Annotated in this window: 23 protein-coding genes; 16 read left to right on the forward strand and 7 right to left on the reverse strand. The window is 68.0% G+C overall.

Annotated elements, in window-relative coordinates; translation table 11 throughout:
• Positions 1-61: 61 nt before the first annotated feature.
• Positions 62-1471 (forward strand): coniferyl aldehyde dehydrogenase, encoded by a 1410-nt coding sequence (locus VG556_RS10690; protein ID WP_049407662.1) that lies wholly within the window; start codon positions 62-64, stop codon positions 1469-1471.
• Positions 1472-1663: 192 nt separating this feature from the next.
• A complete protein-coding gene (xth, locus tag VG556_RS10695) occupies positions 1664-2431 on the forward strand; it encodes an exodeoxyribonuclease III (RefSeq protein ID WP_049407663.1) in 768 nt (255 codons plus the stop codon).
• A 72-nt stretch (positions 2432-2503) separates the two neighbouring features.
• Here xth and VG556_RS10700 read toward each other — a convergent pair whose 3' ends face one another.
• The gene (locus VG556_RS10700; RefSeq protein ID WP_014648887.1) at positions 2504-2755 is read right to left on the reverse strand and encodes a GlsB/YeaQ/YmgE family stress response membrane protein; all 252 of its coding nucleotides are present in this window, start codon (positions 2753-2755) and stop codon (positions 2504-2506) included.
• Positions 2756-2839: 84 nt separating this feature from the next.
• Here VG556_RS10700 and VG556_RS10705 point away from each other — a divergent pair, with 84 nt between their 5' ends.
• The 9 genes from VG556_RS10705 (at position 2840) to VG556_RS10745 (ending at position 10968) form a co-directional block, all read left to right on the forward strand.
• Positions 2840-3439, forward strand: a complete 600-nt coding sequence (locus VG556_RS10705; RefSeq protein ID WP_046433275.1) for a 4'-phosphopantetheinyl transferase family protein — start codon at positions 2840-2842, stop codon at positions 3437-3439.
• Between the two features lie 39 nt (positions 3440-3478).
• The gene (gene rsmG / locus VG556_RS10710) at positions 3479-4117 is read left to right on the forward strand and encodes a 16S rRNA (guanine(527)-N(7))-methyltransferase RsmG (protein ID WP_032957829.1); all 639 of its coding nucleotides are present in this window, start codon (positions 3479-3481) and stop codon (positions 4115-4117) included.
• Positions 4118-4229: 112 nt separating this feature from the next.
• Positions 4230-5027: a ParA family protein gene (locus VG556_RS10715; protein ID WP_014648884.1), complete on the forward strand. Its 798-nt coding sequence runs from the start codon at positions 4230-4232 to the stop codon at positions 5025-5027.
• Positions 5027-5950 carry a ParB/RepB/Spo0J family partition protein gene (locus VG556_RS10720; RefSeq protein ID WP_014648883.1) on the forward strand — a complete coding sequence of 308 codons (924 nt, stop codon included), beginning with the start codon at positions 5027-5029 and terminating at the stop codon, positions 5948-5950. The genes VG556_RS10715 and VG556_RS10720 overlap by 1 nt, the downstream gene beginning before the upstream one ends.
• A gap of 127 nt (positions 5951-6077) precedes the next feature.
• A complete protein-coding gene (locus VG556_RS10725; RefSeq protein ID WP_049407664.1) occupies positions 6078-6812 on the forward strand; it encodes a suppressor of fused domain protein in 735 nt (244 codons plus the stop codon).
• Positions 6813-6857: 45 nt separating this feature from the next.
• Positions 6858-7823, forward strand: a complete 966-nt coding sequence (locus VG556_RS10730; RefSeq protein WP_100450809.1) for an NAD-dependent epimerase/dehydratase family protein — start codon at positions 6858-6860, stop codon at positions 7821-7823.
• A 90-nt stretch (positions 7824-7913) separates the two neighbouring features.
• On the forward strand, positions 7914-8636 hold the full coding sequence (locus VG556_RS10735) for a glycosyltransferase family 2 protein (RefSeq protein ID WP_005420380.1): 723 nt from the start codon (positions 7914-7916) through the stop codon (positions 8634-8636).
• Positions 8636-8983, forward strand: coding sequence for a lipid-A-disaccharide synthase N-terminal domain-containing protein (locus VG556_RS10740; RefSeq protein WP_014648879.1), 348 nt, complete (start codon positions 8636-8638; stop codon positions 8981-8983). The genes VG556_RS10735 and VG556_RS10740 overlap by 1 nt, the downstream gene beginning before the upstream one ends.
• 212 nt (positions 8984-9195) lie before the next feature.
• Positions 9196-10968, forward strand: a complete 1773-nt coding sequence (locus VG556_RS10745) for a DUF885 domain-containing protein (RefSeq protein ID WP_100450808.1) — start codon at positions 9196-9198, stop codon at positions 10966-10968.
• 95 nt (positions 10969-11063) lie between these two features.
• Here the strand turns inward: VG556_RS10745 and VG556_RS10750 are convergent, their stop codons facing one another.
• The 5 genes from VG556_RS10750 to VG556_RS10770 all read right to left on the reverse strand — a co-directional run bounded on the left by VG556_RS10750 (position 11064) and on the right by VG556_RS10770 (position 17759).
• Entirely contained in the window at positions 11064-14273 is a 3210-nt protein-coding gene (locus VG556_RS10750) for an efflux RND transporter permease subunit (protein ID WP_049442091.1), read from the reverse strand.
• A 10-nt stretch (positions 14274-14283) separates the two neighbouring features.
• Positions 14284-15489, reverse strand: coding sequence for an efflux RND transporter periplasmic adaptor subunit (locus VG556_RS10755; RefSeq protein WP_032960667.1), 1206 nt, complete (start codon positions 15487-15489; stop codon positions 14284-14286).
• Positions 15486-16739: a TolC family protein gene (locus tag VG556_RS10760; protein WP_100450807.1), complete on the reverse strand. Its 1254-nt coding sequence runs from the start codon at positions 16737-16739 to the stop codon at positions 15486-15488. The genes VG556_RS10755 and VG556_RS10760 overlap by 4 nt, the downstream gene beginning before the upstream one ends.
• Positions 16740-16795: 56 nt before the next feature.
• The gene (locus VG556_RS10765) at positions 16796-17128 is read right to left on the reverse strand and encodes a hypothetical protein (protein ID WP_014648874.1); all 333 of its coding nucleotides are present in this window, start codon (positions 17126-17128) and stop codon (positions 16796-16798) included.
• A gap of 241 nt (positions 17129-17369) precedes the next feature.
• Positions 17370-17759 (reverse strand): RidA family protein, encoded by a 390-nt coding sequence (locus VG556_RS10770; RefSeq protein WP_100450806.1) that lies wholly within the window; start codon positions 17757-17759, stop codon positions 17370-17372.
• Positions 17760-17867: 108 nt separating this feature from the next.
• Here VG556_RS10770 and VG556_RS10775 point away from each other — a divergent pair, with 108 nt between their 5' ends.
• Positions 17868-18761, forward strand: coding sequence for a LysR family transcriptional regulator (locus VG556_RS10775; protein ID WP_100450805.1), 894 nt, complete (start codon positions 17868-17870; stop codon positions 18759-18761).
• A gap of 146 nt (positions 18762-18907) precedes the next feature.
• Complete coding sequence (gene dnaQ / locus VG556_RS10780; RefSeq protein ID WP_014648871.1) at positions 18908-19417, forward strand: DNA polymerase III subunit epsilon; 510 nt, start codon at positions 18908-18910, stop codon at positions 19415-19417.
• A 13-nt stretch (positions 19418-19430) separates the two neighbouring features.
• Here dnaQ and VG556_RS10785 read toward each other — a convergent pair whose 3' ends face one another.
• Complete coding sequence (locus VG556_RS10785) at positions 19431-20645, reverse strand: glycosyltransferase (RefSeq protein ID WP_049442086.1); 1215 nt, start codon at positions 20643-20645, stop codon at positions 19431-19433.
• 281 nt (positions 20646-20926) lie between these two features.
• Between VG556_RS10785 and rpmB the strand changes: the two genes are divergently transcribed.
• From rpmB to VG556_RS10800, 3 genes are all read left to right on the forward strand, one after another.
• A complete protein-coding gene (gene rpmB / locus VG556_RS10790; protein WP_005411638.1) occupies positions 20927-21163 on the forward strand; it encodes a 50S ribosomal protein L28 in 237 nt (78 codons plus the stop codon).
• Positions 21164-21173: 10 nt separating this feature from the next.
• Positions 21174-21341, forward strand: coding sequence for a 50S ribosomal protein L33 (rpmG, locus tag VG556_RS10795; RefSeq protein ID WP_169411268.1), 168 nt, complete (start codon positions 21174-21176; stop codon positions 21339-21341).
• A 475-nt stretch (positions 21342-21816) separates the two neighbouring features.
• Positions 21817-22065, forward strand: a complete 249-nt coding sequence (locus VG556_RS10800; protein ID WP_032960654.1) for a hypothetical protein — start codon at positions 21817-21819, stop codon at positions 22063-22065.
• The last annotated feature ends 111 nt before the right edge of the window (positions 22066-22176 follow it).

Raw genomic sequence — 22176 nt, forward strand, 5'->3', positions numbered from 1 at the left:
CCCTTGCCGGCCAGCGGCCGGCACTACCATTGCGTTGCGCAGCACCCCGTATAGTCGGCCCATGACCACCACCACGCCGGCAGACCTTCCCGCCCTCCTGCACACCCTGCGCAGCGCCTGGCAGGCCCAGCGCCCGACGCTCGACCAGCGCGAAGCCGACCTGCGCCGCCTGCGCGAGGCATTGAAGCCGCGCCTGGACGAAATGGCCCAGGCCATCGCCGAGGACTTCGGGCATCGCGCCCACGTTGAATCGAAACTGGCCGATGGCATGAGTGTGCTGTCGGCCATCGACCACCTGCGGCGCCACCTGCGGCGCTGGTCGAAGCCGCAGCGCGTATCGGCCGGCTGGAAGCTGTGGCCGGCGCGCGCGCAGCTGCGGCCGACACCGCTCGGCGTGGTCGGGGTGATCTCACCGTGGAACTACCCGGTCACGCTGGCATTGGTGCCTTTGGCCACCGCCATCGCTGCGGGCAACCACGTGCTGCTGAAGCCGTCTGAGCACACGCCGCGCACCAGCGCGTTCCTGGCCGATCTGCTGGCCAGCGTGTTCCCGCCCGATCGGGTGGCGGTGGTGCAGGGCGGGGCGGATGTGGCCGCAGCGGTGTCGTCGCTGCCGCTGGACCATCTGCTGTTCACCGGCTCGACGGCGGTTGGCCGCAAGGTGATGGCCGCCGCCGCTGAGCATCTGGTACCGGTCACACTGGAGCTGGGCGGCAAGTCGCCGGCGATTGTCTGTCGCGATTTCCCGCTGGACAAAGCCGCTGCGCGGCTGGCCACCGGCAAGTGGTTCAACGCGGGCCAGACCTGCATCGCGCCGGATTACGTGCTGATCGATACCGTTCGCCAGCGCGAATTCGTACAGGCGCTGCAGCAGCAGGTGCGCGAGCGCTATGGCGACTTCAGCGATGCCGACGACTACACCCGCATCATCAATGAAGGTCAGTACCGGCGCCTGCAGGGCTATCTGGCACAGGCGCGGCAACGCGGGGTGCCGGTGATTCCGTTGGCGCAGGTGGATGACGCGCGCGCCGACCGCGAGCGCCTGCTGGTGCCGACCGTGGTGCTGGACCCGCCGGACGACCTGGACCTGATGCGCGAGGAGATCTTCGGCCCGATCCTTCCGGTGCGGGCCTACCCGGATCTGGACGCCGCGCTGGGCGACGTGCTGTCCCGCGACCGGCCGCTGGCGCTGTATCCCTTCAGCCACGACACGGCGACGGTGGAGCGCATCCTTGGCCAGGTGGTGTCCGGCGGGGTGACGGTGAATGACACGCTGCTGCACTTCGCCGCCGATGGCCTGCCGTTTGGCGGTGTAGGGGCCAGCGGCATGGGCGCGTACCACGGCCGCGCCGGGTTCGATGCGATGAGCAAGCGGCTGCCGGTGCTGTGGCAGTCGCGCTGGGCGGCCAGCGACCGGCTGCGGCCGCCGTATTCGAAGATTGCGGGGTTGTTGAAGCTGCTGCTTCGGTAGTGCCGGCCGCTGGCCGGCAACTGCAGGGTCTTGCCGACGGTTCATGGGGTTGCCGGCCAGCGGCCGGCACTACCGGTGGGTGCCAACCCACGCGGCCCATTCTGGTAGCTGCCAACCTTGGTTGGCACAGGGTGATTGCCTGCGCCAACCAAGGTTGGCGTCTACCAAAGCTGGCCCGGGTAGAATGCCCGCATGAAAATCGCCTCGTGGAACGTCAATTCGCTCAATGTCCGCCTGCCGCACCTGGAGCAGTGGCTCAGGGAGTTCGGCCCGGACATCGTCGGCATCCAGGAAACCAAGCTGGAGGACCACAAGTTCCCCGATTCGGCGCTGATCGCCGCAGGCTATCGCAGCGTGTTCGCCGGCCAGAAGACCTACAACGGCGTGGCGCTGCTGTCGCGTGAGCCGGCGCAGGACGTGCAGATCGGCATTCCCGGTTTCGAGGACGAGCAGAAGCGCGTCATCGCCGGCACCTTCGGCGACCTGCGGGTGATCAACCTGTACGTGGTCAACGGCCAGGACATCGGTACCGACAAGTACGACTACAAGCTGCGCTGGCTGGAAGCGGTGCATGCCTGGATCGCCGGAGAACTGCAGCGCCACCCGAAGCTGATCGTGATGGGCGACTTCAACATCGCCCCGGACGCGCGCGACGTGCACGACCCGGCGGTGTGGAACGACAACCACATCCTGACCTCCACCGCCGAGCGCGGCGCACTCAACAAGCTGCTGCAGCTGGGCCTGCACGATGGCTTCCGCCTGCACAATGACGAGGCGGGCACCTTCAGCTGGTGGGATTACCGTGCCGCCGGCTTCCGCCGCAACCTGGGCCTGCGCATCGACCTGACCCTGGTCTCAGACGCGCTGAAGGGCAGTGCGGTGGCCTCGGGCATCGACCGCGAGCCGCGCACCTGGGAACGCCCGAGTGACCATGCGCCGGCCTGGGTGCAGATCGGTTGAACGAACGGGGCCCGACGATTGCCGGGCCCGTTCTGGAACATCTGCCGGCCAGTGGCCGGCACTACCCTCAGATCACCGTATGCTCTTGCGGGTGAACAGGTTGACGATCGCCAGCAGGATCACCGCGCCGATCAGCGAGAACAGGAAGGTGCGGAGGGTGATCGCTTCGTTGATGCCGCCGCCGAACAGCCAGCCGGAAATCAGCGCGCCGACGATGCCGACCACGATGTTGAGGATGATGCCCTGCTGGGCATCGCGCTTCATGATGATGCTGGCCAGCCAGCCTACGATGCCGCCGACGATCAGCCAGATGATGATGCCCATGATCGAACCTCCGGTGGGGAACTGTGACCAGTTGACGCGCAGGGCTGTGAACCCGTCGTGGAATTGCGTGATGGGCGTGTGCGGATGAGCCTGCCAGCCACCCTCGATGGCCCGTGGCGCTTCGGTCCGGTGACGGTCTGGCGGCGCCCGCATGTGCCGGGCCAGCGTGGTGAACCGCAGGCGCGGCAGGTGCTGGCGCAGGCATTGGGCGCCGACCCGCAGACGCTGCCGCTGGTCCGTGATGACAAGGGCCGGCCGGAACTGAGCGGCCCGTTGGCCCACTACGGCACCGGCTGGAGCCACAGCGGCGAGGTGCTGCTGGTGGCGCTGGGCGAAGGCGTGCGGCTGGGCGTGGACCTGGAGCTGCTGCGGCCGCGACCGCGCCTGCTGGAAATCGTGCGGCGCTTCTTCCACCCGCAGGAGGTGGCCTGGCTGGAACGCCTGGATGAGGCCGGGCGCGAGCACTGGTTCTTCCGCGTATGGTGCGTCAAGGAGGCCATCCTCAAGGCGCATGGGCAGGGCATCTCGTTCGGCCTGCACCGCCTGCAGCTGGCGCCCGGGCCCGATGGCGCCCTGCACCTGCGCTGGTGCGACCCGGAACTGGGCGAGGCCGCGCGCTGGCACCTGCACGAGTGGCAGGCCAGCGGCCAGTTCCGCGCCGCATTGGCCTGGTATCCACACTGAAGCGGGGAATCGGCGCGCAAAACCGGCGATAATGCCGGCATGAGCGAACACCCACTTCCCGCCAGCGTGTCTGCCACGCTGGAACAGGGCCTGGCCAGCATGGGCCTGGACGCCGCGCTGGCGCCGCCGTTGCTGCGCTACCTGGCCCTGCTGCACCGCTGGAACGGCACCTACAACCTCACCGCCATCCGCGACCCGCAGGAGATGGTCACCCGCCACCTGCTCGACTCGCTGGCGATGCAGCCGTTCGTGGCCGACGGCAGCCTGGCCGACCTTGGCACCGGCCCCGGGCTGCCCGGCATCCCGCTGGCGATCGCCTGCCCGGGCCTGCAGGTCACCCTGGTCGAGAGCAACGGCAAGAAGGCGCGCTTCATGCGCGAAGCCGTGCGCCAGCTCGGCCTGGGCAACGCCCGCGTGGCCGAGTCGCGCGCCGAGGCGCTGGACGAGGCCGGCCGCTACGACCAGTTGACCGCGCGCGCGATGGACACCCTGGCCGGCATCGTCCGCGTCGGTGGCCACCTGCTGCGCCCCGGCGGCGTGTTGCTGGCCATGAAGGGCGTCCACCCGCATGAGGAGATCGCGGACCTGCCGGCGGGCTGGCAGGTGCGTGAGGTGACCCCGTTGAGCGTGCCCGGCCTGGCCGGCGAACGCCACCTGGTCACTGTTACAGGCCCCTGATTCCCGCCGCCAGCCCCTTGTGGAACAACGGGTTGGCGATCCACGATTTCCGCAAGGGGCCGGTTGTACGCATAATGACCGGTCCCAGCACACGTCGACGAGGCACACCCGCATGGCCCGCATCATCGCCATCGCCAACCAGAAGGGTGGCGTCGGCAAGACCACGACCGCCGTCAACCTGGCCGCTTCCCTGGCCAACGCACCCAAGCGCGTGCTGTTGGTCGACCTGGATTCGCAGGGCAACGCGACCATGGGCAGTGGCGTGGACAAACGCGAGCTGGCCGCCTCCACCTGTGACCTGCTGCTCGGCGAGAACAGCGCTGCCGATGTACGCGTGCAGACTGCCGAGGGTTACGACCTGCTGCCCGGCAATATCGACCTGACCGCCGCCGAGATCCAGCTGATGGGCCAGAGCGAGCGCGAGCAGCGCCTGAAGCGCGCGCTGGCGCCGATCCGCGACGAGTACGACTACATCCTGATCGACTGCCCGCCGGCGCTGTCGCTGCTGACGCTCAACGCGCTGGCCGCTGCCGACTCGGTGATCGTGCCGATGCAGTGCGAGTACTACGCGCTGGAAGGCCTGAGCGCGCTGGTGGAAACCATCGAAGCGCTGCGCACCAGCCTGAACCCGGCGCTGGAGATCGAAGGCGTGCTGCGCACCATGTTCGACGTGCGCAACAACCTGGCCAACGCAGTGTCGGCCGAGCTCACCGAGCACTTCGGCGACCGCGTGTTCCGCACCATCGTGCCGCGCAACGTGCGCCTGGCCGAGGCACCCAGCCATGGCCAGAGCATCGTCGGCTACGACCGCGCCTCGCGCGGTGGCGTGGCCTACCTGGGCCTGGCCGGCGAGATCATCCGCCGCAACAACGAACGCAACAAGGCCGGCAAGGCCGTGGAGATCGTCTGATGACCAGCAGCAAGCCGGCAGCCAAGAAGCGAGGCCTCGGCCGTGGCCTGGATGCGCTGTTGGGCCCGAAAGGCGCGGTCAGCCAGGTGCAGGCCACCACCGCGGTGATCGAGCCGCTGCCGGGTGAAGTGCTGCGCAAGTTGCCGGTCGGCCAGCTGCAGCCGGGCAAGTACCAGCCGCGCCGCGAGATGGACGAGGGCAAGCTGTCCGAGCTGGCCGACTCGATCAAGTCGCAGGGCGTGATCCAGCCGATCCTGGTGCGCCAGCTGCCGGCAGGCAACTACGAAATCGTCGCCGGTGAACGCCGTTGGCGCGCATCGCAGCTGGCCGGCCTGGACGAAGTGCCGGTGGTGGTGCGCGAGCTGGAAGACCGCACCGTCATCGCGATGGCGCTGATCGAGAACATCCAGCGCGAAGACCTCAATCCGCTGGAAGAAGCCGAGGCGCTGCAGCGCCTGATCAGCGAGTTCACCCTGACCCATGCCGAGGCCGCCGAGGCCGTCGGCCGCTCGCGCGCGGCGGTGTCCAACCTGCTGCGCCTGCTGGAGCTGCCGGTGGCGATCCGCCTGCTGCTGGAAACCCGCCGCCTGGAAATGGGCCACGCCCGCGCGCTGCTGACCCTGGCTCCCGAGCTGGCCGGCAAGCTGGCCCAGGAAGCAGCCGATGAAGGCTGGTCGGTGCGCGAGGTCGAGCGCCGTGCGCAGGCCTTCGCCGCCGGCAAGGTGCCGAGCAACCGCCCGGCGGCCACGCCGAAGGTGCAGCAGGCCGACATCGCCTCGCTGGAAACCGAACTGTCCGAAGCATTGGGCGCCAAGGTGGCGATCAATCATGGCCGTGGCGGCAAGGGCAAGCTGATCATCCACTACACCGACCTGGATACCCTGGACGGCGTGCTGGAAAAGCTGCGCACGCGCCAGGGCTGAGCCCGGCGCAGTGACAGGGGGCGCGGCCCGTTCCTGCCGTGTCCCGCCAATGACAGGGAACGTACCGCCGCGCGCGCCGTGGGAATGCACTGCCTTCCGGTCCGTGGCCTCATCCAGGGAGCAGGATATGAGCAACGAATACGAGGACGTCAGCCCGGACGGCACCCAGATACTGGTACATCGCCGCGAAAAGGACTTCGTGCTCGCCACCGGCGAAGAACGCCACATCGAGGCGATCAGCGCCCACCTCGAACGCCATCTGGGCCCGGTGTCCGGTGTCTTCCACGAGATCATCTCCGACCTGGTGCACATCGACGTGCACGTGGTGCCGGCCAATGACCACTGCCCTTACCTGCGCCTGGTCACCTCCGGCATGAGCGACCTGCCGATGACCGTGCCCGCCGAGGTGGACGCGGACGTGCCGCGCTACATGGAACTGATGGTGACCCTGCCGGCGGACTGGCCCATCTCCCAGGACGCCTTCGAGGACGAGCGCAATTACTGGCCGGTGCGCCTGCTGAAGGGCATGGCGCGGTTGCCGCACGAGTACGACACCTGGCTGGGCTTCGGCCACACCATTCCCAACGGCCATCCCAGCGAGCCCTATGCGCCGGGCGTGGGCTTCGACGGCGCCATCGTGCTGCCGCCGGTAACCACCCCGGAGGACTTTGCCACGCTGGAACTGGACGACGGCAAGACCATCAGCTTCATGAGCCTGGTCCCGCTGTACCCCGAAGAGATGGACCTGAAGCTGAGGAAGGGCGCCGAGGCGCTGCTCGACCGCTTCGACGCGAAGAAGATCCAGGATGTAATCGAACCCGGCCGCACCAACGTGGCGAAGAAGCGTTTCGGTTTGTTCTGAGACCGGTAACATCAGGGGCCTGAACTTCGTTTCCAGGCCCCTGCCATGACCATCCTGCTCACCGGCGCTGCCGGCTTCATCGGTGCCTACACCGCCCGCGCACTGCTGGAGGCCGGCCAGGCCGTGGTCGGCCTGGACAACTTCAACAATTACTACGACCCGCAGATCAAGCGCGACCGCGTGGCCGCGCTGTGCCCGTCGCTGGACCTGCGCGCGCTGGACCTGACCGACCGCGAGGGCCTGGCTGCGCTGTTCGATGAAGTGCAGCCGACGGCGGTGATCCATCTGGCCGCCCAGGCCGGCGTGCGCTATTCGCTGGAAAACCCGCACGCCTACGTCGACAGCAACCTGGTCGGCTTCGTCAACATGCTCGAACTGTGCCGCCACCGCGGCGTGCAGCACCTGGTGTATGCCTCCAGCAGCTCGGTCTACGGCGATTCGGCCACGCCGCCGTTCTCCGAGGACCAGCGCGTGGACCAGCCGCGTTCGCTGTACGCGGCGACCAAGGCGGCCAATGAGCTGATGGCTTACACCTACGCGCAGCTGTACGGCCTGCATGCCACCGGCCTGCGCTTCTTCACCGTGTATGGCCCGTGGGGCCGGCCGGACATGGCACCGCTGCTGTTCTCCCGCGCGGTGCTGGCCGGGCGGCCGATCGACGTGTTCAACGAAGGCCGCATGCAGCGCGATTTCACACATGTCTCCGACATTGTGTCCGGTATCCTCGGCGCCCTCGCGCATCCGGCCGACGGCCCGGTGCCGCACCGGGTGTTCAACCTCGGCAACCATACGCCGGTCGAGCTGGAGCGCTTCATCAGCGTGATCGAGCAGGCCGCCGGCCGCCCCGCGCAGAAGGTGTACAAGCCCATGCAGCCCGGCGACATGGTGCGCACGATGGCCGATACCCGGCGCGCACATGACGCTTTCGGCTTCGATGCGGTGACCCCGATCGAAGAAGGCCTGCCGCCTGTGGTGCAGTGGTGCCGCGAGTATTTTGGCGATCGCGCCTGAGGATGGATCCTCACGCCGCGGGGTTCATCTTCGGATAACCTCGGCAGCGGAGAATGCGCGGTCTTTGTCCCCCCTTTGGCCGAGTGCCTTATGAGCCAACCCGAGCTTTCCGTTGTCGTCCCGGTATTCAACGAGCGCGACAATGTCGCCCCGCTGGTCGCCGAAATCACCGCCGCGCTGCGTGGCCGGCTGCCGTTCGAAATCGTCTACATCGACGATCACTCGCGCGATGACACCCTGGCGGTGCTGCAGGGACTGAAGGCGACCACCCCGGAACTGCGCGTGCTGCACCATGTGAACCAGAGCGGGCAGAGCACCGCGGTGCGCACCGGCGTCAAGCACGCGCGCGCGCCGTGGATCGCGACCCTGGATGGCGATGGCCAGAACGATCCGGCCGATATCCCCAAGCTGCTCGCCGCACGCGACGCCGCCGAGGCGCAGGTGAAGCTGTTCGCCGGCTGGCGCGTCAACCGCCAGGACAGCGGCAGCAAGCGCTGGGCCAGCAAATGGGCCAACGCCATCCGTGCACGCATGCTGCGCGACGATACGCCCGATACCGGCTGCGGCATCAAGCTGTTCGAACGCAGCGCGTTCCTCGACCTGCCGTACTTCGACCACATGCACCGCTACCTGCCGGCGCTGATGCAGCGCGCCGGCTGGAAGACCACCAGCGTGCCGGTCAACCACCGCCACCGTACCGCTGGCGTGTCCAAGTACAACAACCTCGGCCGCGCGCTGGTCGGCATCCGCGACCTGCGTGGCGTGGCCTGGCTGATCACCCGCAGCAAGCGCACCGCGGTGGAGGAGCGCTGATGGATCTGGAGCTGCATTGGCTCGACCAGCCGCTGACCTGGCTGTACTGGACCGGCCTGCACGTGACCGGCTGGAAGCTGATCGGCTATACCGGCGCGCTGATGTTCGGCGGCCGCTGGCTGGTCCAGTTCGTCGCGTCCAAGCGCGCCGGCAAGCCGGTGATCCCGCGCCTGTTCTGGTACATGAGCGTGCTCGGCAGCCTGATGACGCTGAGCTACTTCCTGTTCTCGGCCAAGCAGGACTCGGTGGGCGTGCTGCAGAACCTGTTCCCGGCGTTCACCGCGCTGTACAGCCTGCACCTGGACATCAAGCACCGCGGCTGGAAGCGAGACAAGGCCAGCCACTGAGGCCCCGGGGTCGGATCCCTTTTCATGGGAAAGGGCTCTGACCCCGTCCGGATCACCCCGTCCGGATCCGCGGCGCATCCACGCATGACGTGGGTCTACTGCGTACCTGGCTACCGGGGCCCCGGTCTGCTGCGCAGGCAGGACCTTCGTCCCATGCCACGGGCGATGGGCGGTGCCATGATCGGGGTCTGCCTTCCCGGGAACCTGTGCTCGTGAAAACCCGTCTTGCCGTTGCCCTGCTGATCGCCCTGTCCGCCCCCGCCGTGGCCCTGGCCGCGCCGCCCGCCCCCGCCGCACCGTCCGGCGTGGCTACTGAATCGCCCGCCGACGCCGCCTTCCGCGCGCTGTACGAGAAGGAATGGAAGTGGCGCCAGCAGGGCGGTGGCGAGGCCAGCGAGGACGAGGACGCCCCGGCCAACGCCACCCGCATGCCCGACGTCGGCCCGGCCGCGCAGCAGGCGCGCCTGAAGGTGTGGGATGAGACCCTGGCCGCGCTGAAGAAGATCGACCCGAAGACCCTGTCGGCCGACAACCAGGTCAACTACGCGATCTACCACGACCAGGTGTTCAACCTGGCCGAAGAGACGCGCCTGCGCGGCTACGAGATGCCGTTCAACGCCGATTCCTCGTTCTGGTCCAACCTGTCCTTCATGGCCCGGCGCGAGATGAAGACCGTGCAGGACTACCAGAACTACATCGCACGCCTGAATGATGTACCGCGCTACTTCGGCCAGCAGACCGAGAACATGCGCGCCGGCCTGAAGCGTGGTTTCAGCGTGCCGCGCGCGGTGCTCGATGGCCGCGAAGTGTCCATCGCCACCGTCGCCGAGCTGAAGGACCCGACCGAATCGCCGCTGTACGCGCCGTTCAAGAAGCTGCCCACCACCATCCCGACCGCCGAGCAGGCCAGGCTGCAGGCGCAGGCGCGCGCGGCGATCAGCGGCAAGGTGGTGCCGGCGTTCCAGCAGCTGCGCACCTTCTTCGTCAACGAGTACGTGCCACAGGCGCGCACCACCCTGGCCGCCGAAGCGATGCCCGATGGCAAGGCGTACTACCGGCAGCAGATCCACGAATACACCACGCTGGACCTGTCGCCGGACGAGATCCACCGCATCGGCCTGGGCGAGGTCGAGCGCATCCAGAAGGAAATGAACGACATCATCAAGCAGGTGAAGTTCAAGGGCAGCTTCGCCGAGTTCCTGGCCTTCCTGCGTACCGATCCGCAGTTCTATGCAAAGACGCCGGAAGAGCTGCTGTCGCGTGCCGCGTGGATCTCCAAGCGGGCGGACGGCCAGCTGGGCAAGTACATGACGTTGCCGCGCGCGCGCTTCACCATCGTGCCGGTGCCGCCGGACATCGCACCGTTCTGGACGGCCGGCCGCGGTGGCATGGGCACCTACTGGCTCAACACCTACAACCTGCCGTCGCGCCCGCTGTACAACCTGCCGGCGCTGACCCTGCATGAATCCGATCCGGGCCACTCGCTGCAGGGCGCGATCGCCGCCGAGCAGAAGAACCTGCCGGAGTTCCGCCGCAACGCCTACATCTCCGCCTATGGCGAAGGCTGGGCGCTTTACTGCGAGAAACTGGGCGTGGAGATGGGCATCTACGAAACCCCGTACGAGGATTTCGGCCGCCTGACCTACGAGATGTGGCGTGCCGCGCGCCTGGTGATCGACACCGGCGTGCACAGCAAGGGCTGGACCCGCGAGCAGGCGTTGGCCTACCTGCGTGACCACACCGCGCTGAGCGAGCATGAAGTGACCACCGAGGTGGACCGCTACATCTCCTGGCCTGGCCAGGCGCTGAGCTACAAGCTGGGCGAGATCGCCATCGTGCGCCTGCGTGCGCAGGCCGAGAAGGAGCTGGGCGACAAGTTCGACATCAAGGGCTTCCACGACACCCTGCTCAAGCAGGGCTCGGTGCCGCTGCCGGTGTTGGAACAGCAGATCCAGGCCTACATCGCCGAGCGCAAGAAGGCCTGACCGTGCAAGGGTAGTGCCGGCCGCTGGCCGGCAACCCGACCCGGTCACGGGGTCGGATCCCTTTCCTGTGGAAAGGGCTCCGACCCCCTCTCGCCTCACCCCACCGGCCGCGGCTTGGCCACCCGTGCTGCGAAGGTCGGCAGCACCAGCAGGGTCAGCACGGTGGCGGTGATCAGGCCACCGATCACCACCGTGGCCAGCGGCTTCTGCACCTCCGCACCGGAACCGCTGGCAATCGCCATCGGGATGAAGCCGACGATCGCCACCAGCGCCGTGGTCAGCACCGCGCGGATGCGGCTCGAGGCACCGTTGATCGCCGCCTGCAGCGGCAGGTCGCCGGCATCCAGGCGTTCGCGGATCGCCTGCATCAGCACCAGGCCGTTCAACGTGGCCACGCCGGAGACGGCGATGAAGCCAACTGCCGCCGATACCGAGAACGGCATGCCTCGCAGCAGCAGCGCGAGGATGCCACCGACCAGCGCCAACGGCACGCAGCTGAACACCAGAATGGCTTCCTTGCCGCTGCGCAGGGCCATGAACAGCAGGCTGCCGATCAGCAGGAACACCACCGGCACCACGGTTGCCAACCGCTTCTCCGCGCGCTGCAGGTTCTCGAACTGACCGCCCCAGGTCAGGTAGGCGCCCGGCGGCAGCGCCACGTCGGCCACCGCAGCCTGCGCCTCGCCGACGAAGCCGCCCAGATCGCGACCGCGCACGTTGGCCTGCACTACCACGCGGCGGCTGCCGTTGTTGCGGCTGATCTGGTTCGGCCCTTCGCTCACGGTAATGCGCGCCACCGACGACAACGGAATCACGAGCCCCGATGGCGTGGCGATCGGCAGCGAGGCCAGCTGGTCCGGATCGTTGCGCGAGGCATCGTCCAGGCGCACCACCACGTTGAAGCGGCGGTCGCCTTCGAAGATCTTGCCGGCCGTGGTACCGCCGATGCCGGTGGACAGCGCATCACTCACATCTGCAGCGCTCAACCCGTACTGTGCCGCCGCCACGTGGTCGATCGCCACGTTGAGCGTGGGCAGGCCGGAGATCTGTTCCACCCGCACGTCGGCCGCGCCATCCACCGCACGCAGCTTCAACGCCACCTGGTCGGCCACCTTCTGCAGCTGGCTGAAGTCATCACCGAAGATCATTACGGCCAGGTCGGTACGCACGCCGGAAATCAGTTCGTTGAAGCGCAGCTCGATCGGCTGGCTGAACTCGAAGCTGTTGCCCAGCTGCTGCCCGGCCAGTTTCTCGAAGCGCGCCACCAGTGCGTCCTTGGCCAGCGTCGGATCGGGCCAGTCCTTGCGTGGCTTCAACACGATCACGCTGTCGGAAATGTTGGTCGGCATCGGGTCGATCGCCGCCTCGGCGGTACCGGTGCGCGAGAACACGGTTTCCACTTCCGGCTGCTTGGCAATCGCCTTTTCCAGCGCCAGCTGCATTGCCAGTGACTGCTCCAGCGAGGTCGATGGCACGCGCAGGGCCTGCATCGCCACGTTGCCTTCATCCAGGGTCGGCATGAACTCGCGGCCCAGCAGCGAGAACGCGCCGATGCCCACCACCACCATCATCACCGCACCGGCCAGCACCGTGCGCGGGTGCGCCACGGCCTTGCGCACCACCGGTTCGATGCGCGCACGCAGCACGCGGATCAGCCTGGTTTCGTGCTCGCCGTCGTCCGCGTGCGCATCGCCGTCCTTCACCTTGGGCTCGCGCACCAGCAGCGCGGCCATCGCCGGCACGAAGGTGAAGGAAAACAGGAAGGCACCGACCAGGGCCAGCATGAACGTGGCCGCCATCGGGTGGAACGTCTTGCCCTCCACGCCCTCCAGCGTGAGGATCGGCGCGAACACCAGCAGGATGATCAGCTGGCCGAAGGCCGCAGGGCGCGCCATCTTAATGGCCGAATCGGCGGCTACGCGCAGGCGTTCCATCGCGGTCAGCGCACGGCCCAGTTCGGCGCGGCGCTGGCCCAGCATCAGCAGTGTCGACTCGACCACGATCACCGCACCGTCCACCAGGATGCCGAAGTCCAGCGCACCCAGGCTCATCAGGTTGCCACTGATGCCGAAGCGGTTCATGCCGATCACTGCGAACAGGAACGACAGCGGAATCACCAGCGCGGTGATCGTTGCTGCACGCAGGTTGCCCAGCAGCAGGAACAGCACCACCACCACCAGCAGCGCGCCCTCGGTGAGGTTCCTGGCGACGGTCTTGATGGTGGAATTGACCAGCACGCTGCGGTCCAGCACCGGTGCCGCCACGATGTCGGCCGGCAGTGACTTGTTTACCTGTTCCAGGCGCGCGGCCGCTGCCTGGGCCACGGTGCGGCTGTTGCCACCGGCAATCATCAGCGCGGTGCCCAGCACGGCTTCATGGCCGTTGCGGCTGGCCGCACCCAGCCGCGGCGCGCGGCTCAGTTCCACCGTGGCCACATCGGCTACGCGTACCACCACGCCATTGCGGGTCGCCACCGGGGCCTGTGCCAGGTCGTCGGTGGTCAGCGCCAGGCCGTCGGCACGTACCACCAGGCCCTCGCCGGCACGCTGTACGAAGCCGGCACCGGCCTGCACGTTGGAACGCTGCAGGGCAGTGACCAGGTCGGCCAGGCCGAGGCCATGCGCGGCCAGTCTGGCGCTGTCCGGATGCACGCCGTATTCCTTGACGTAGCCGCCAACCGTATCGACGCCGGCCAGCCCCGGGCTGGAACGCATCTGCGGCGCGATGATCCAGTCCTGCACGGTGCGCAGGTAGGTCGCACGTTCTTCGGGCGTACGCAGCAGGTTGCCTTCCGGTGTGCGGTAGACCTCGCCGGCCTGCCAGCCCGCTTCATCGGGTTTGGCCAGTTTGGCCGGATCGAACGCGGTGAAGTCCACCGTCCACATCAGCACCTCGCCAAGGCCGGTGGTGACCGGCGACAGCATCGGTGATGCACCATCGGGCAGGTCTTCCGATGCCTCGCGCATGCGTTCGGCCACCTGCTGGCGGGCGAAGTAGATGTCGGTGGCATCGGTGAAGATCGCGGTGACCTGCGAGAAACCATTGCGCGACAGCGAACGCGTGGTGGTCAGGCCGGGGATGCCGGCCAGCGCGGTTTCCAGCGGATAGGTCACCTGCCGCTCGATCTGCTCCGGTGTCAGCGCCGGTGCCACCGTGTTGATCTGTACCTGACGGTTGGTGATGTCCGGCACCGCGTCGATCGGCAGCTTGCCCAGCTGGAACAGGCCCACCGCGGCGATCAACGCGGCCATGAACACCACCAGCCAGCGGTGGCGCACCGCTGTTTCAATGATCAGCTTGAACATGGTCGCCTCCTCAGTGGCCGTGCTCGGCTTCGCCCTTGGCCAGCTCGGCCTTGAGCAGGAAGGCATTGGCACCGACGATGCGCTCGCTGCCGGTCAGCCCAGCGAGGATCTCGATGCGGTCACCGGCACGGCGCCCGGCCAGGACCGGCTGCGCCTTGAAGCCACCTTCGACGGCGACAAACACCGCGCTGCTGCCATCAACGTTCTGCACTGCATCGGCCGGGACGCTGAGCGAGCCGTCCTGGCCTTCGGTGACCACCACGGCCGAGACCGGCGAACCGGCCGGCGGCAGCGACGCATCCACCGGGGTGGCGCGGATCACCGCGACGCCGCCCTGCTGGCGCACATCGGCGGCCGAACCGGTGACGGTGGCGGTGAAGCTGCCACCCGGCACGCTCACTTCCAGCGTCATGCCGGGCGTGACCTGTGCGGCCAGCGCCGGCGGTGCGGTGAACACCAGCTCGTTCATTGTCGGGTCGGCGACATCGGCGACTGCACTGCCGGCGGCGACTACACCGCCCGGAGTGACCTGCACGTTGCCGACGATGCCGGCCACCGGGCTGGTGATGCGCACGCGGCCACTGGCATCGGGCGCACCGTTGGCAGCGGCCTGGGCCTGCGCGGCAGCGGCCTGGGCCTGTGCCGCCAGCGACCGTGCGCGCGAGGCTTCCATCTCCTGGCGGGCGACCACGCCCTGGTCGACCAGCGCCTTGTCGCGACCATAGGCCAGGCGCGCGGCCTCGGCTTCGGCCGAGGCGGCCAGCGCATTGGCGCGGAACACCGCCGCTTCGCCGCTGACCACGATGGCCAGTGCCTGGTTCTGCTTCACCGCGGTGCCCGGTGCGACCAGCACGCGTTCGACGCGGCCGGTCACGGTCGACGCCACCGAGGCGCGTGCACCGACCGACGGTTCGACCCGGCCGGACAGGCGCGTGGAGCTACCGCCACCACGACCGACCGCGACCACTTCGATACCGGACGCCTTGATCTGCTCAGGAGTCAGCTGCACGACACCCTCATCGCCATCGGCGGGCGCCTTTGCGGATTCGGCCTTGGCCTCCTTGCTGTCGGCGGCATGGCCGTGGCCATCGTCGGTGCCGGCCTTGGCCGCAGCCGGGTCTTCATTGGCAGGTGTCTGCGCGTTGCCAGCGCAGCCGGCCAGCAGCGCGGCCAGCAGCACGCCGCCGATCAGCGGGAAAGTACGGGAGAGCGTCATGGGACCTCCACAAAAGGTGCGCGCCCTTCAAGGCGGGCAAGATCGATTTCCGCGGCGACGCGCGACAGGCGCGCATCCACGGCGGTGCCGCGGGCGGCGATGAGGGCGCTGCGCGTGCTGCGCAGTTCCAGCTGCGAGATGCGCCCGGCGTCGAAGCCGATGCGGGCCAGGCGATACGCCTCTTCGGCGGCGACCACGCTTTCATCGGCGGCGCGGGTACGGCTGCCGGCGGCCTTCAAACCGGCCACCGCGGAGAGGCGTGCCGCCTCGCTGTCGCGGCGCTGCTGGTCCAGGCGTGCCTCGGCCGCGCGCTGGTCGGCATTGGCGGCGCGTATGCCCCCGCGGTTGCGGTCGAACAGCGGGATGCTGAGGCTGACCCCGAGGTTGTAGGCGCGCTCGCCCCCCTCGCGGAAGCGGGTCTGCGCGGCAGTGACGCTCAGGTCGGGCAGGGCGCGCTTGCGCTCCACGTCGACCAGCTTGCCCGCCGCATCCGCTTCGGCTTCGGCGATGCGCACCGCCAGCGCGGTATCGGTGGCACCGCGTGGCAACGGCGGCGCGCGGTCGAGCAGGCTGTCGGCGATCGACTGCACCGGCGCATCCAGCAGCGCGGCACCGGCCAGGCGGGCCAGCGCGGCATCGCGGAAGGCCTGCGCCTCATCCAGCGCGGCGCTGGCGTTGGCGACTTCGCTCTGCGCCTGCACGGCGCGCAGCTGCGGCTCGCGGCCCTGCTTGACCATCGCGTTGACCGCGTTGGCGTCAGCGCGGGTGAGGCTCAGTGCTTCTTCGGCCAGGGTGTAGCGGCGCAGTGCACTTTCCGCCTGTGCATAGACCACCGCCAGCTGGCTGGCCACGTCGCTGCGGCTTTGGGCACCACGCAGGTTGGCGGCCTGTGCCTCGGCACGGGCGGCACGGACACGCGCGCCACGCTGGCCCCAGACCTCCAGCGGCTGGGACAGGGTGAGCACGGTATCGGCCTTGCCCATGCCGCCATAGGAGCCGGTGCCCCAGGCGTTTTCGGCGGAGTAAGAGAGGGAAGGGTTGGGCAACGCACGGGCCTGGTCGGCGCGCGCGTCGGCGGCCTCGGCCAGCGCCGCACCGACGCGGGTGCCGGGCAGCTGGTCCAGGCGTTCAAGCAGGGTGTCGTAGGAAGGGGCGGCTTGCGCCATCACCGATGCCGCCGGGGCCAGGCCCAGCAACACGGCGACGACCCGCCCGGCCGCACGCAGCGGCCGACGTGTCAGGGTCGACATGAAGAATTTCCGGAGGTGAGGGGAACCGAAGCCCGCGAATGCGGGACGCGCTCAACTCACGCCCGGGGAGGACGCGTCAGTTCATCCTGGGCGACCGCATAGGTCGCCGCGTCGCCGGCATTCATCCAGCGCGCCGGAAGCGGCGCACCGAAGGCGGCGAAGGTACTGGCCGGCAGGCTCAGATTGGAGTGGTGGCAGTGGTTGTGGCCACAGGCACCGACGTGCTTGCCGTCGGCATCGCCATCGGCATCCGGTGCGGACTCCACATGCACCGTGCTGGCATGCGGTTCCACCGTGCAGGCCAGCGCGTCGGCCACCGGCACGACCACGAATGCCGCCATCAGCAGCATCAGCAGGGTCGAACGGAGGTGGCGGGTGATCCAGCGCATGGACGGCAGGCTAGCAAGCGGTTTTCGCCGGATACAATATCAATGGACGCTTCGGGAATTCGTCGGAATCTCCCGTTCAGCTGGGCCGGGCGCGGGGTCGGATCCCTTTCCTCCGGAAAGGGCTCTGACCCCATCACATCGTTCGGGTGCGCCGCGCACATGTGCTCTGGTAGGTGTCGACCTTGGTCGACACGCTTTTCGACCCCACCGCGTTGCCGGCCAGCGGCCGGCACTACCCGTATCACGGCAGCTTCGCGATCACCTTGATCTCGAACTGGAACCCATACAGCCAGGTCACGCCGATACCGGTCAGGGTCGGGTGCGGCGCCTCGCCCCAATACTCCGGCACGATTGCCCAAGCCTTCTCAAAGTTCTTCTCTGGATCGACCAGGAACACGGTCACGTCGATCACGTCATCGAACGTGCAGCCGGCAGCAGCCAACACCGCATTGAGATTCTCGAAAGCGCGGCGCACCTGCGTTTCGAAGTCTGGCTCGGGCGAGCCGTCCTCACGGCTGCCGACCTGGCCGGATACGAACAGGAAGCCGTTGGAATGGATCGCAGGCGAGTAGCGGTTGCGCTCGTACAGGGCCTGGCGGCCGGCGGGGAAAACGACATCACGCTGTGACATGGGGAAGATCCCGTGGGAGAGAACGCCATCCTCCCCGTCAGCGCTGTCTGGATAAACCGCGATGATCGGCCTAGATTGATTGTCAATTCCAAACAATCATGGCCCGCCATGGACCGTTTCGAGGCGATGCGGGCCTTTGCCCGGGTGGTGGAAACCGGCAGCTTCACCCGCGCCGCGCAGACCCTGCAGATCAGCCGCACCACGGCCACCCAGCTGGTGCAGCAGCTGGAGGCGCACCTGCGGCTGCGCCTGCTCAACCGCACCACGCGCCGGGTCAGTGTGACCGCTGACGGCGCGGCCTACTACCCGCGCATCGCCCGCCTGCTGGCCGAGCTGGAAGAGGTGGAAGGCGGGCTGGGTGACGCGGCCAGCCAGCCGCGCGGACGCCTGCGCGTGGATGTGCCCGGGCCGTACGCGCGGCTGCGGCTGGTGCCGGCGTTGCCGGATTTCCAGGCGCGCTACCCGGAGATCCAGCTGGACATCGGCGTGAGTGACCGCGAGGTCGATGTCATCGCCGACAACGTCGACTGCGTGATCCGGGGTGGCACCCCGGCCGACCCGGCACTGGTGGCGCGGCCGCTGGCGGCGCTGCCGATCGGCTTCCACGCCAGCCCCGGCTATGTGCAGCGTTTCGGGTTGCCGACCGATCCGCGCGCGCTGGAAGGACCCGACCACCACATGGTCGGCTTCCTCAGCCCGCGCAGTGGCCGCGCACGCGTGTTCGTTGCACAGCGCGGCGATGAACGCGTTGAGGTGCAGGGCCGCTATACGGTCGGCTTCGATGATGGAAACGCCTATCTGGCCGCTGCGTTGGCGGGGTTGGGCGTGGTGGCGCTGCCCAGCTACATGGCCGAGCCGCACGTGGCGCGCGGCGAGCTGTTGCCGGTGTTGCCGGACTGGCAACTGCCGCCGATGCCGATGCATGTGATGTTCCCGCCGAACCGGCACATGAGCCAGCGGCTGCGGGTGTTCATCGATTGGGTGGTGGAGGCGTTGGGTTGATCGCGCGCGCGCATCTGTAGAGCCGAGCCCACGCTCGGCTGCTTCTGGCATCACCAAGCCCGCGCTACGCGCGCCAGCCGAGCGTGGGCCCGGCTCTACCGGCATGCGAAAATCACTACAGCACGTAACAGAACACATCGCCACGCATGAGTCGCATCGTCGCACTGGATACCGAAACCACCGGCATCTCCCACCGCCTGGGGCACCGGGTGATCGAAATCGGTGCCGTCGAACTGATCGATGGCCAGCTCACCGGCCGCCAGTTCCACACCTACCTGCAGCCGCAGCGCAGGGTCGACTGGGGTGCACAGCGCGTGCACGGCATCAGTGATGCGATGCTGGTGGGCAAGCCACTGTTTTCCAGCAAGGCCGCCGAACTGCTGGACTTCCTGCGCGGCAGCGAGATGGTCGCGCACAACGCCACCTTCGATGTGGGCTTCCTGGACAACGAGCTGCGTCTGTCCGGTATTCCCGGCACGCTGGCCCAGCATTGCCGCATCACCTGCAGCCTGAAGCTGGCGCGCGGGCGCTGGCCCGGCCAGGGCAACAAGCTCGATGATGTGCTGCAGCGCCTGCGCATTCCCAGCCAGCGCGGCCTGCACGGCGCGCTCAAGGATGCCCATCTGCTGGCGCAGGTGATCCCGCACCTGCGCTGAGGCCTGGCCGCTGTTACACCGGCCGTAACCAGCGCTCGATCATCGCCACGCCACAGGCCACCCCGTCCTCATGGCCCATCGCCACGCCCAGGGCCGCCGCGCGTGCGCGTGTTGCGTCGGTTTCAACGAAGGTGATGGCTGCCGCCAGCGTTGCTGCATCCAGTCGCTTCGGTGACAACGGTGCCGGTGCCACGCCCAACCGATACAGGCGATCGGCCCAGAAGAACTGATCCGCGGCGAACGGCATCACCAGCGAGGGAATGCCGGCGCGGCAGGCCGAATGCGTGGTGCCGCTGCCACCATGGTGGATGGCGAGTGCGCAATGCGGGAACAGTGCTTCGTGTGGCGTCGGGCCGAGCACGAACACATCTGCTGGCAGCGCACCCGTCGGCAATCCGGCCCACCCAGGAAACAGCAGCACCCGGCGCGGTGCCAGCGCCTGCAGCAGGGCCGGCAGCACGCGCTCGCGATCGAATCCGGTCATGCTGCCAAAGCCCAGATAGACCGGCGGCGGCCCGGCATCGAGGAAGGCCTGCAGATCGGCTGGCGGCGTCCAGGGCGCATCAGGAAGCCGCCATTGGCCACAGGCGATGTGGTCGACCGGCCAGTCCGCCGGTGGCGGCAGCAGCTGCGGCGAGATGCCATAGAGCATCGGCAGGCCGGACCACAGCGCGCGACGCGGCGATTGCCCCAGTTGCTGGCGTGCCGCGTTGATCGGCCGACGGAACTGGCGCCAGATCAGGCCGTTGACCCACCCGTAACTGGCCCGGTTCAACCAGCCCGGCGAGCGTCCGGGTGGCAGGAACGGAGAGCGGAAGGCCCGCGTCGGGGTCAGCGGAATCATGCCGGTGCCGATGACCGGCAGACCCCGACGTTCGCCCACGCTCATGCCGACAAGGGCCGCCAGTCCGCCGGTCAGAATCGCATCGCAGCCTTCGGCGGCGGCATCGGCCTGGCGCATCCAGCCGCTGACATGCTGCAGCGCCATCCGTGCCAGACCGGTACTGGCGGCGGCAACACCGTTGCCCCGCGAGACAAGGGCGACCACTTCGTCATGGATGTCACCCTCAAGGGCCGCGTGGGGCACATCCAGGGCCTGCGCGCTGCCCAGGGTGCCGCCATCGGCCAGCAGTGTCACCGCGTGGCCTGCGCTGATCAGCCCATGGCAGAGCATGGCCAGCGGACGCGTATCGCCTTCGGTTCCGTAGGTCAGGGCCAGCAGCCGCATGGAAAGCTCCGCAGTGATCCGGGCCAGTATGCCGGTTGGCGAAGTCTCCCCGGCCCCGCCGGTCCAGTCCCCGCCTGTGGGTAACTTGCGCAAGTGTTTGAACCCGTGCATAATGCGCGGCTCGCTGTGTCCGGTTTTCTACCGGGCGGCGCCCCCGGGAGCACGTCCCCGGCCGCCCAACGCCAGCGTAACCCTTTGATTCTCTTGACGTGTGGTGGGCAACCATCGAGGCCGCCGTCGCCCGGGCTACGGGCTGACAACTACTACTATCGAGGTGCGCAATGTCCCGCGTATGCCAGGTTTCCGGCAAGCGAGTGCAGACGGGTAACAACGTCTCGCACGCCAACAACAAGACCCGTCGTCGTTTCCTGCCGAATCTGCACGAGCGCCGTTTCTGGGTGGCCAGCGAGAACCGCTGGGTCAAGCTTCGTGTTTCCGCGCATGCACTGCGCACCATCGACAAGAACGGCATCGATTCCGTTCTGGCTGAGCTGCGTGCGCGCGGCGAAAAGGTCTGAGGAGTAAAGCATCATGGCAGGCAAGCGCGATAAGGTCCGTATGATTTCCTCGGCCGGTACCGGCCACTTCTACACGACCGACAAGAACAAGAAGAACACCCCGGGGAAGATGGAATTCCTGAAGTACGATCCGGTCGTGCGCAAGCACGTCCTGTACAAGGAAGGCAAGATCAAGTAATCCGCAAGGATTGCTGGTCCCCGCGAAGAAACCCGCCCTTGTGGCGGGTTTTTTCATGCCTGGCGTGCAGACTTCGGTAGCGGCCGACCTTGGTCGGCACTGCCGCACTCCCTGCGCACGCTGTCGCCAATGGCGCCATGCCTGGAGCGAAGGGCCGAATGCGATAAGTGATTGTTCCTACCGGTTCCGGCGCCTCGCACGGTTCAAATCGATTGGAACGACGGGCCCCGCCGTGCCCATGATGGCTGGCCGCTGCGGTTGCAGTGGTCGGGCTTGCAATCCCGTCGAATCGGTAGCCAGTAAACTCGCCCGCCGTTGCCGGAAAGCTCCGCCGACGGCGGGCGACCCATCTGCCTCTATGGCGGACGGTGCGTGGGGGCCTCGCGCCCGCCGGTTTGGTGGCTACCGTTCCCGGTATTGCAACCACGCATCGTCCGCCACCTTCACGGTGGCCAGATCCGTTGAAGGAGGTTGCATGAACACCCCATCACACCGGCAGGACCTGGAACTGGGCTGGCTGCGCCTGCAGCGCATGCTGCAAGGCATCGAGGGCATGGCGCTGCTGCTGTGCGACCACCATCTGGCACTGGCCAACGGCGCGCCGTCGCCGCTGCCGGAGGCGCAGCTGGAGCGGGCCGCACAGGCGATCGCCTGCATGGCGCTCAACGGCCGCCGCCATGCCGACGCGGTGCGGCAGCTGTGCGAGGTGCCGGTGCGGCATTGAGCCATCCTGTAGAGCCGAGCCCACGCTCGGCTGCTGTGCGGTCGGACCGGAAGGCCGTCGAGCGCGGCTCGACTCCACAAGGGCCGGTGGGCAGAATGGCCCATCACCTCC

Source organism: Stenotrophomonas sp. CASM106 (genome assembly GCF_049384825.1).
Lineage (GTDB): Bacteria > Pseudomonadota > Gammaproteobacteria > Xanthomonadales > Xanthomonadaceae > Stenotrophomonas > Stenotrophomonas muris.

Coding starts and splice junctions, on each gene's coding strand:
- VG556_RS10690 (WP_049407662.1), top strand. CDS start 62: ATGACCACCACCACGCCGGCAGACCTTCCCGCCCTCCTGCACACCCTG.
- xth (WP_049407663.1), top strand. CDS start 1,664: ATGAAAATCGCCTCGTGGAACGTCAATTCGCTCAATGTCCGCCTGCCG.
- VG556_RS10700 (WP_014648887.1), bottom strand. CDS start 2,755: ATGGGCATCATCATCTGGCTGATCGTCGGCGGCATCGTAGGCTGGCTG.
- VG556_RS10705 (WP_046433275.1), top strand. CDS start 2,840: ATGAGCCTGCCAGCCACCCTCGATGGCCCGTGGCGCTTCGGTCCGGTG.
- rsmG (WP_032957829.1), top strand. CDS start 3,479: ATGAGCGAACACCCACTTCCCGCCAGCGTGTCTGCCACGCTGGAACAG.
- VG556_RS10715 (WP_014648884.1), top strand. CDS start 4,230: ATGGCCCGCATCATCGCCATCGCCAACCAGAAGGGTGGCGTCGGCAAG.
- VG556_RS10720 (WP_014648883.1), top strand. CDS start 5,027: ATGACCAGCAGCAAGCCGGCAGCCAAGAAGCGAGGCCTCGGCCGTGGC.
- VG556_RS10725 (WP_049407664.1), top strand. CDS start 6,078: ATGAGCAACGAATACGAGGACGTCAGCCCGGACGGCACCCAGATACTG.
- VG556_RS10730 (WP_100450809.1), top strand. CDS start 6,858: ATGACCATCCTGCTCACCGGCGCTGCCGGCTTCATCGGTGCCTACACC.
- VG556_RS10735 (WP_005420380.1), top strand. CDS start 7,914: ATGAGCCAACCCGAGCTTTCCGTTGTCGTCCCGGTATTCAACGAGCGC.
- VG556_RS10740 (WP_014648879.1), top strand. CDS start 8,636: ATGGATCTGGAGCTGCATTGGCTCGACCAGCCGCTGACCTGGCTGTAC.
- VG556_RS10750 (WP_049442091.1), bottom strand. CDS start 14,273: ATGTTCAAGCTGATCATTGAAACAGCGGTGCGCCACCGCTGGCTGGTG.
- VG556_RS10755 (WP_032960667.1), bottom strand. CDS start 15,489: ATGACGCTCTCCCGTACTTTCCCGCTGATCGGCGGCGTGCTGCTGGCC.
- VG556_RS10760 (WP_100450807.1), bottom strand. CDS start 16,739: ATGTCGACCCTGACACGTCGGCCGCTGCGTGCGGCCGGGCGGGTCGTC.
- VG556_RS10765 (WP_014648874.1), bottom strand. CDS start 17,128: ATGCGCTGGATCACCCGCCACCTCCGTTCGACCCTGCTGATGCTGCTG.
- VG556_RS10770 (WP_100450806.1), bottom strand. CDS start 17,759: ATGTCACAGCGTGATGTCGTTTTCCCCGCCGGCCGCCAGGCCCTGTAC.
- VG556_RS10775 (WP_100450805.1), top strand. CDS start 17,868: ATGGACCGTTTCGAGGCGATGCGGGCCTTTGCCCGGGTGGTGGAAACC.
- dnaQ (WP_014648871.1), top strand. CDS start 18,908: ATGAGTCGCATCGTCGCACTGGATACCGAAACCACCGGCATCTCCCAC.
- VG556_RS10785 (WP_049442086.1), bottom strand. CDS start 20,645: ATGCGGCTGCTGGCCCTGACCTACGGAACCGAAGGCGATACGCGTCCG.
- rpmB (WP_005411638.1), top strand. CDS start 20,927: ATGTCCCGCGTATGCCAGGTTTCCGGCAAGCGAGTGCAGACGGGTAAC.
- VG556_RS10800 (WP_032960654.1), top strand. CDS start 21,817: ATGAACACCCCATCACACCGGCAGGACCTGGAACTGGGCTGGCTGCGC.